Here is a 7701-nt window from a genome sequence, read left to right on the forward strand (position 1 = left end):
TACCGGGCAATGTCAATTTCTTTTTTTCTATCGACGAGCTGCAAAGCCGTTCCTAAGCCATTCAAAAGTTGCCGTTAAGATAGCCTATGTAAGAAAAGACCCCGGAAATTCCAGAGCATTATTTCCATTTAAAACTCAACGGCACATTTACCTTCACATTAAAACTTCTTCCCACATTAAATACTCCCTGCCTGCCGCTAACATTATTGACAGCCGTATATTTTAACCGGCTTAAGTGATTCTGATAAGCTACGTCGGTAAGATTATTACCACTAAGGATGATGGAAAATAATGTTGTCCCTTTTTTGGTAATGTCTATCACCAGCTTCTATTGCTGAAAAATCAATAACCCTTTTTAATTGTTTTGATAAAGATGCAGAACCGCACATACCAAAAACCCTTTCCATAAATTTTGCAAAATTTTCTTTTGTGTAAGGAGAAGTAAAAGAATAATTTCCCTTTTCGTTATCAGTAAAAATAATCTCATCAAACCTTTTTTCTGCAAAAAGAAATTCGGCCCTCAGCCGCATTACTGCATCGGCACATTGCTGTAAATTTTTATTGCTAACAGAAATATCCAGCACTGCAAATTGCGCCTGTTGATTTATTTTTTCGTCACCATTAAAAAGATAAACAGTTTTGTTTTCTTTTAGTGATACCTTCTGCAGCCATGCGGCAAAGGAATGACTGTCGGTTTTTACACGTTCATAACCTTGGGGTAAAGGAATGGCATTTATGCTATGGTAAGGATTTATATCAGTTGCAATTTTTGCAGTTGATTCGTTGGTTTTTGTTTTGTTTACAGGTGCAGTTGCTGCATTATTGCATGCACAGCAAATAAGCACACAAAAAATTGTCGCTGGTTTAAAGGGCATAATTTGCTAATTTTGTTGTTAACGGGCAGAGATGCATATCCGTATCAACTCCACACAAAAATTTTGTTAAAGCGTATGGCAACTATTTTAATTATTGATGATGAAAAGGCGATAAGAAAAACATTAACTGAAATCCTGAGTTACGAAGGTTATAAAATTGACGAAGCCAGCGATGGCGAAGAAGGGTTAAAACGGTTTAGCGAAAAAGCTTACGATATTGTTTTATGCGATATTAAAATGCCCAAGCTGGATGGTATTGAATTTTTAGAAAAAGCAAAAGAGATCAATGGCGAAGTGCCGGTAATTATGATCAGCGGCCATGGTAATATTGATACCGCAGTGGAAGCAGTGAAAAAAGGCGCATTCGATTACATTAGTAAACCACCAGATTTAAACCGTTTATTAATTACACTTCGCAATGCATTGGATAAGCAAATTTTGGTTACCGAAACTAAAGTGCTTAAACGCAAAGTGAGCAAAGTGCAGGAAATGATTGGAGAGAGTGGGCCAATAAAAAAAATAAGAGATACCATTGAAAAAGTTGCACCAACCGATGCAAGAATTTTAATAACGGGAGAAAATGGTGTGGGTAAAGAATTAGTGGCAAGATGGATTCATGAAAAAAGCAACCGCAATACCGGCCCGATGGTGGAAGTAAATTGCGCTGCTATTCCATCAGAATTGATAGAGAGTGAATTATTCGGACATGAGAAAGGTTCTTTTACTTCTGCAGTAAAACAGCGCATTGGTAAATTTGAAACAGCCAACGGCGGTACTTTATTTTTAGATGAGATAGGCGATATGAGTTTAACCGCACAGGCAAAAGTATTGAGAGCTTTGCAGGAAGGGAAAATTACAAGAGTGGGAGCAGAGAAAGATATTAATGTAGATGTAAGGGTTATAACTGCCACCAATAAAGATCTTCTGAAAGAAGTAGATGATAAAAATTTCCGTCTTGATCTGTATCATCGCCTGGGTGTAATTATTATTCATGTACCATCGCTAAATGAAAGAAGAGAAGATGTGCCCTTGCTGGTAGATTATTTTTTAGATGTAATTGCAACTGAATACGGGCAGCCAAAAAAATCTATCGATCAAAAAGCAATGGATGCATTGCAGCAATACGACTGGACGGGTAACATACGTGAATTAAGAAATGTGGTGGAGCGCCTTATAATTTTATCGGCTAAAACTATTGCTTTGGAAGATATCGAAAATTATGTGCTGCCTAAAAAGTGAATGGTGAATAAAGAATTAGAAACCAGACTGTAAATTAAATAGTCATTCAATAAATTAGAAATTGCAAATCACCCATTCTACAATAGTTAAAGAATCCCCAACAAATTACAAACGGTTTTAGATAATACCGATTATTATGGTATTTTTGGCGCTATTAAAATTTTAAATATGAGTATTGGTTTTACTATTTTCATTCTAGCTACAATTGGCTGGCATATTGGTTTATACGGCATGTTTAAAAAAGCCGGCATCGAAGGCTGGAAAGCATTGGTACCTTTTTATAACACTTGGTGCATGGTAGAAAAAATGCAGTTGCCAAAATACTGGTTCTTTTTACAACTGATACCCATTGCCGGACAGTTTATTACCATTTGGATACTAATAAAATTTGTAGAGCATTTTGGCCGTTTTGGTTTTTGGCACCATGCCGCCGCAGTTTTTTTACCATTTGTTTATCTGCCTTATTTAGGGTTTTCTAAAAACGAAAAATATGCAGGCATACCGGTAGTAAAAAATTATAAAAAATCTGGTGCAAGAGAATGGATTGATGCTGCAGCATTTGCAATTGTAGCGGCAACACTTATACGCACTTTTGTTTTTGAAGCCTATGTTATTCCTACCAGTTCTCTCGAAAAAACTTTATTGGTAAACGATTATTTGTTTGTAAGTAAATCGGCATACGGCCCACGCATTCCCAATACACCCATTGCTATGCCATTTGTGCATCACACTATTCCATTTGTAAATTCAAAATCGTATTTGGAGTGGATTCATATTCCTTATACAAGATGGTTTGCTTCGCCGGTAAAAAGAAATGATGTGGTGGTTTTTAATTTCCCCGGAGGAGATACCTTAACAAAAGAATGGGATTCTAAAAAACCATATTATGATTTAATAACTGAAGAAGGCGGAAGAGATGTTGTTTGGGAAAAATATACGATAACTACAAGGCCTGTTGATAAAAGAGAAAATTATGTAAAAAGATGTGTAGCAATTGCTGGAGATACATTAAAAGTAATTAACGGAGAAGTGTATATCGACAGTAAACCATCAGAATTTTTAAACCCCACTTTTTTCTATGATGTAAAAACAAAACCCAATGCAGCATTTGATGAAGATATTTTAACAGAGAGGGGAGTTCATGTTAATAATAATTCAGAATCAGAAGGTGGCCAGGTCGATTTTACGCTTATTGGCGGAGATAATTATGTTGTTAACTTAAGTAAAAATGAATTAGCGATTGTAAAAACAATTGACGGTGTTTTATCTGTTCAAAGGCGCCCAATGCCTCAACCTCAAACCTATCCATTTTGTTATTCCGGTGCAACTTTTAACTGGAACTCAGAAAACTTTGCAACTGAAGGTTTATGGATACCAAAAAAAGGTGCAACAATAAAACTTGATTCTGCAAATATTCTTTTATACAAAAGAGTAATTCAGGTTTATGAAAATAATAAATGGGAAGAACAGAATGGTAAAGTATTACTTAATGGTAAACAGGCAGACAGCTATACTTTTAAAATGGATTATTACTGGATGATGGGTGATAACAGAAATAAAAGTCAGGACAGCCGCTTTTGGGGTTTCGTACCCGAAGATCATGTGGTAGGTAAAGCATCACTTATTTGGTTTAGCTGGGAAGGCGGCCCAAGATGGAAACGCCTTTTTAGATGGATTAAGTAATGTTGAATTGGCAGTATTTAAAATAAAACGTACATTTAATTATCAAAGTCCTTACTGGCAGCAATGCAGTGAGGATTTTTTATCTGCCATAAAAAATAAAATTAATGAACGAAGAAAAATATAATTTTTCATTTGAAGTATATAATTCCATTGATGAATTACAACCAGCAGATGCAGCATTGGTAAGTGAAGCAAGAAAAATTACTGGAAATGCATACGCACCTTATTCTAATTTTAATGTGGGTGCTATTGCCCAATTAAAAAATGGTAAAACAGTAACGGGCACCAACCAGGAAAACGCATCTTACCCTGTGGGAATTTGTGCCGAAAGAGTGTTGCTTTCTGCAACCGGTTCTTTATTTCCCAACGCAGTTATTGATACTATTGCAATAAGTTACGATAACAAAAATGGCAAAAGCAATCATCCCATTTCTCCCTGTGGAATTTGCAGGCAAAGTTTGTTAGAATATGAAGAGCGGGTGAAGCAACCCATTCGTTTAATTTTAAGCGGACTGGAGGGGAAGATATATATCATTAAAAAAGCCAGCCAGTTATTGCCTTTATCTTTTGGTGGTGATGATTTAAAATAAAAATGCTTATTTCTTCTCCCAAAGGAAAAATATTTTATATACTTCAGGCAAGGGTGCATTTTAAATTGTCGCAATATTTTTTCAACGCTGAGAAAATGAGATGGTGAGTTTACGCTGAGAAACTCTGCGATAACTCCATTTCTCGTTTTCTCCTACGTTAAAATTTGCTGCCTGCCTGATGCTTTAGCGACAATTTGAAATACACTCTGTCACAAAGGCTATAACTTTATAAAACTTTACTTCTTACCTTTGCATTCATTAATAATTCACCAGTATTTTAGAGGAAAGTGTTTTTTATAGATCTAAAATCTGAAATCGAAAATCTACAATTGAATGATAGAATTACCGGTAATAGATGGAACATTAGAACAAAAATCCAAAAAGCCCAACTGGCTCAGGGTTAAATTACCTATTGGAGAAGAATATAAACACGTTCGCAATTTAGTTGATACGCATAAGTTACACACCATTTGCGAAAGCGGCAACTGCCCAAATATGGGTGAATGCTGGGGCGCTGGTACGGCCACATTTATGATTCTTGGAAATATTTGTACAAGAAGTTGTGGCTTTTGTAATGTAGCTACTGGCCGTCCTTTAGAAGTGGACTGGGACGAACCGCAACGTGTTGCCGAGGCTATTAACCTAATGAAAGTAAAACATGCGGTAGTTACTTCGGTTGACAGGGATGAATTGAAAGATGGCGGCAGTATTATTTGGTACAACACTATCAAAGCGATTAAAGCTTTAAATCCCGATACTACTTTAGAAACATTGATACCCGATTTTAAAGCAGAGAAAGAAAATATACAACGCATTATTGATGCAGCTCCCGAAGTAGTGAGTCATAATATTGAAACCACTGAACGCTTAACAAAGCAGGTTCGTATTCAGGCAAAATACTGGCAGAGTATGGAAACTTTAAAGATTTTAAAAGAAGGTGGCATGCGGACTAAAAGCGGAATCATGTTGGGGTTGGGCGAAGAGAAAGAAGAAGTGATACAAACTTTAAAAGATTTGTACGCCAGCAATGTAGATGTGATAACTATCGGTCAATATCTGCAGCCTACAAAAAAACATTTACCTGTTGCCCGTTTTGTACATCCGGATGAATTTGCCGAGTACCGGGAAATTGGATACAACTTAGGTTTTGATTATGTAGAAAGCGGCCCTTTAGTAAGATCAAGTTACCACAGCGAAAAACATGTAATTGAAGGATGGGGGAGAGGGAAGTGGGAGGAGGAGAAGTTAAATGGTTAATTTCGTTTATTAGTTAATTAGTACTACATGTCACCACAGGAGTTTGTAAACAAATGGTCTTACTTAGATATTCCCCTTTCCCCAATATCAAAAGACCGACTTGAGAAATTCAACTTATTGCCTCATACTGCAGAATTTTTAATGATAGCTGGCTTACCAGTTTATACTTCTGCCAATTTATGTTTTACAAATGATTCTGATGATTTGATCGAAGGGATTAACCTTTTAACTGAACAGTATGATTTTCTTGAAAAAGGTATTGGCTATGAAAAGTATGTTGTAATTGGTTCATGCAGAGATGGAGATGCTATTGCAATTAATATCAGTGAAAATAATCAGATAGAGGAACTTGATCATGAGGATTCTTTTAATCCTATTTTTTTTAATTCTTCTATTAATGCTCTTGCAGATTTCTTAATTATTTATGAAGAATTTGAAAAATCTGTATCTGAAGAATTTGGAGAAGATGGTATCTTAAATGGGAATTTTACAGATATTCAATTTGACAAAATGCGAAATGAGATGTATAAGGCTGATGAAAAAGCACTTACTGTAGAAGGATTTTGGAAAGAAGAACTTGATATCTTACTATCATTTCGGAAAAACAATTTCCTTAGTATTTGAATGTCTATTCACAATCCATGTTTACCTCCCAAGCCATTCTTTAAATCCATTCACCCTTTCCCGGCTTACAATAGTTTCGGCAGTTGTTGCAGGGCAAACTTCTACTTTTAATCTGCCGCCAAGCCAGGTGTGCACTTTTTTTACAGCTTCTATATTTACTAATAAATGCCGGTTAATGCGGTAGAAATTATCGGGTTGCAATTGGTCTTCTAATTGTGAAAGATTGTTTTCCAGCAAAAATTTTGTGCCGTTAAAATCAACTGCATAACAAAGTTTCCCATCGGCAAAACAATAGGCTGCACTTTCTGTTTTTAAATAACTTAATTGTTGCCCTCGTTTTATTAATAAGCGCTCTTTATATTTTACGGCATTCATATCCTGCATCAGCTTTAATATTTTATCCGAAAAATTAGTAGAAGCTTTTGGATAAAGTAATTGATATTTTTCTAAAGATTGATACAGCTCTTTTTCATCGATGGGCTTTAATAAATAATCGATACTGTTTACTTTAAATGCTTTTAGAGTGTATTGGTCAAAAGCGGTGGTGAAGATAACAGGAGTGGTTATTTTTACTTTTTCAAAAATATCAAAACTCAATCCATCGGCCAACTGAATGTCCATAAAAATTAAATCGATATTTTGTGCAATGGTTAAATAGCGCACACTCAATTCCACACTGTCGGATGTATGTACAATTTCAATTTCTTCATTATAGCTGTGGAGTAATTTAGCAAGCCTTTTAGCTGCAGGTATTTCGTCTTCTATAATAATTACTTTCATCATGTCAGTTATCAATCAATGGAATAGAAACAGTAAAATTAGTTTCGCTTTCGGTTACTTTTACCGGTCTTTCGCTTATTAATTTATAGCGGTTGCGTATATTATCCAGTCCAATACCTGTCGATTCATTGATCTGGTTTTTCATTTGCAGGTTATTGCTTACCACAAGGCTGCCGTTTTCTGTAAAAACATTTATCTGCAATGGTTTGCCTGATGAAACTATATTATGCTTAATAGCATTCTCCATTAAAATCTGTAATGAAAGCGGCACAATTTTCTGCTGCATTTTTTCTGGCGGAATATTAATATTTACTTCAAGATTTTTTTCAAACCTTGTTTTTAATAAAAATGTGTAGGCATTCAAAACCTCCAATTCGTCTTTTAATAAAATACTTTTTTCATCTTTTACATCAAGTATATGACGGTACACTTTGGATAGTTGCTGCACAAAATCAACTGCATGTTTTGGATTTTCAGGAATTAAAGAACTGAGGGTATTTAAATTATTAAAAAGAAAATGCGGATTCACCTGCGTACGTACCGTGGCGTGCCGCAGCGTTGGTGCAGCCACTTGGCGTCGAGGTGGCTGGCGACGAAGTCGGTAATGATCTCCGCGCGCTCGCGGTCGTCGATCGGGATTTCCTTGTTCAAAC

8 protein-coding genes are annotated in these 7701 nt (G+C 35.8%); 5 read left to right on the forward strand and 3 right to left on the reverse strand.

Annotation, left to right across the window (positions count from 1 at the left end):
• Positions 1-272 precede the first annotated feature (272 nt).
• Positions 273-875: a DUF4846 domain-containing protein gene (locus ACY651_RS11925; protein ID WP_462252990.1), complete on the reverse strand. Its 603-nt coding sequence runs from the start codon at positions 873-875 to the stop codon at positions 273-275.
• Between the two features lie 75 nt (positions 876-950).
• Here ACY651_RS11925 and ACY651_RS11930 point away from each other — a divergent pair, with 75 nt between their 5' ends.
• The 5 genes from ACY651_RS11930 to ACY651_RS11950 all read left to right on the forward strand — a co-directional run bounded on the left by ACY651_RS11930 (position 951) and on the right by ACY651_RS11950 (position 6268).
• Entirely contained in the window at positions 951-2114 is a 1164-nt protein-coding gene (locus ACY651_RS11930) for a sigma-54-dependent transcriptional regulator (RefSeq protein ID WP_462252992.1), read from the forward strand.
• Positions 2115-2282: 168 nt separating this feature from the next.
• Positions 2283-3797, forward strand: coding sequence for a signal peptidase I (gene lepB, locus ACY651_RS11935; RefSeq protein WP_462252994.1), 1515 nt, complete (start codon positions 2283-2285; stop codon positions 3795-3797).
• Between the two features lie 104 nt (positions 3798-3901).
• Positions 3902-4387 carry a cytidine deaminase gene (locus tag ACY651_RS11940; RefSeq protein WP_462252996.1) on the forward strand — a complete coding sequence of 162 codons (486 nt, stop codon included), beginning with the start codon at positions 3902-3904 and terminating at the stop codon, positions 4385-4387.
• Between the two features lie 333 nt (positions 4388-4720).
• Positions 4721-5644 carry a lipoyl synthase gene (gene lipA / locus ACY651_RS11945; protein WP_462252998.1) on the forward strand — a complete coding sequence of 308 codons (924 nt, stop codon included), beginning with the start codon at positions 4721-4723 and terminating at the stop codon, positions 5642-5644.
• A 27-nt stretch (positions 5645-5671) separates the two neighbouring features.
• Positions 5672-6268, forward strand: coding sequence for an SUKH-4 family immunity protein (locus ACY651_RS11950; protein ID WP_462253000.1), 597 nt, complete (start codon positions 5672-5674; stop codon positions 6266-6268).
• Positions 6269-6289: 21 nt separating this feature from the next.
• Here ACY651_RS11950 and ACY651_RS11955 read toward each other — a convergent pair whose 3' ends face one another.
• Positions 6290-7048, reverse strand: a complete 759-nt coding sequence (locus tag ACY651_RS11955) for a LytR/AlgR family response regulator transcription factor (RefSeq protein ID WP_462253002.1) — start codon at positions 7046-7048, stop codon at positions 6290-6292.
• 4 nt (positions 7049-7052) lie between these two features.
• Positions 7053-7619 (reverse strand): sensor histidine kinase, encoded by a 567-nt coding sequence (locus ACY651_RS11960; protein ID WP_462253004.1) that lies wholly within the window; start codon positions 7617-7619, stop codon positions 7053-7055.
• Positions 7620-7701: the final 82 nt, after the last annotated feature.

The sequence above is a fragment of the Ferruginibacter sp. genome, from assembly GCF_031391665.1.
Taxonomy (GTDB): domain Bacteria; phylum Bacteroidota; class Bacteroidia; order Chitinophagales; family Chitinophagaceae; genus Ferruginibacter.

Excerpts from the sequence above, each read along its gene's own strand:
- ACY651_RS11925 (WP_462252990.1), bottom strand. The coding sequence starts at position 875 with ATGCCCTTTAAACCAGCGACAATTTTTTGTGTGCTTATTTGCTGTGCA.
- ACY651_RS11930 (WP_462252992.1), top strand. The coding sequence starts at position 951 with ATGGCAACTATTTTAATTATTGATGATGAAAAGGCGATAAGAAAAACA.
- lepB (WP_462252994.1), top strand. The coding sequence starts at position 2,283 with ATGAGTATTGGTTTTACTATTTTCATTCTAGCTACAATTGGCTGGCAT.
- ACY651_RS11940 (WP_462252996.1), top strand. The coding sequence starts at position 3,902 with ATGAACGAAGAAAAATATAATTTTTCATTTGAAGTATATAATTCCATT.
- lipA (WP_462252998.1), top strand. The coding sequence starts at position 4,721 with ATGATAGAATTACCGGTAATAGATGGAACATTAGAACAAAAATCCAAA.
- ACY651_RS11950 (WP_462253000.1), top strand. The coding sequence starts at position 5,672 with ATGTCACCACAGGAGTTTGTAAACAAATGGTCTTACTTAGATATTCCC.
- ACY651_RS11955 (WP_462253002.1), bottom strand. The coding sequence starts at position 7,048 with ATGAAAGTAATTATTATAGAAGACGAAATACCTGCAGCTAAAAGGCTT.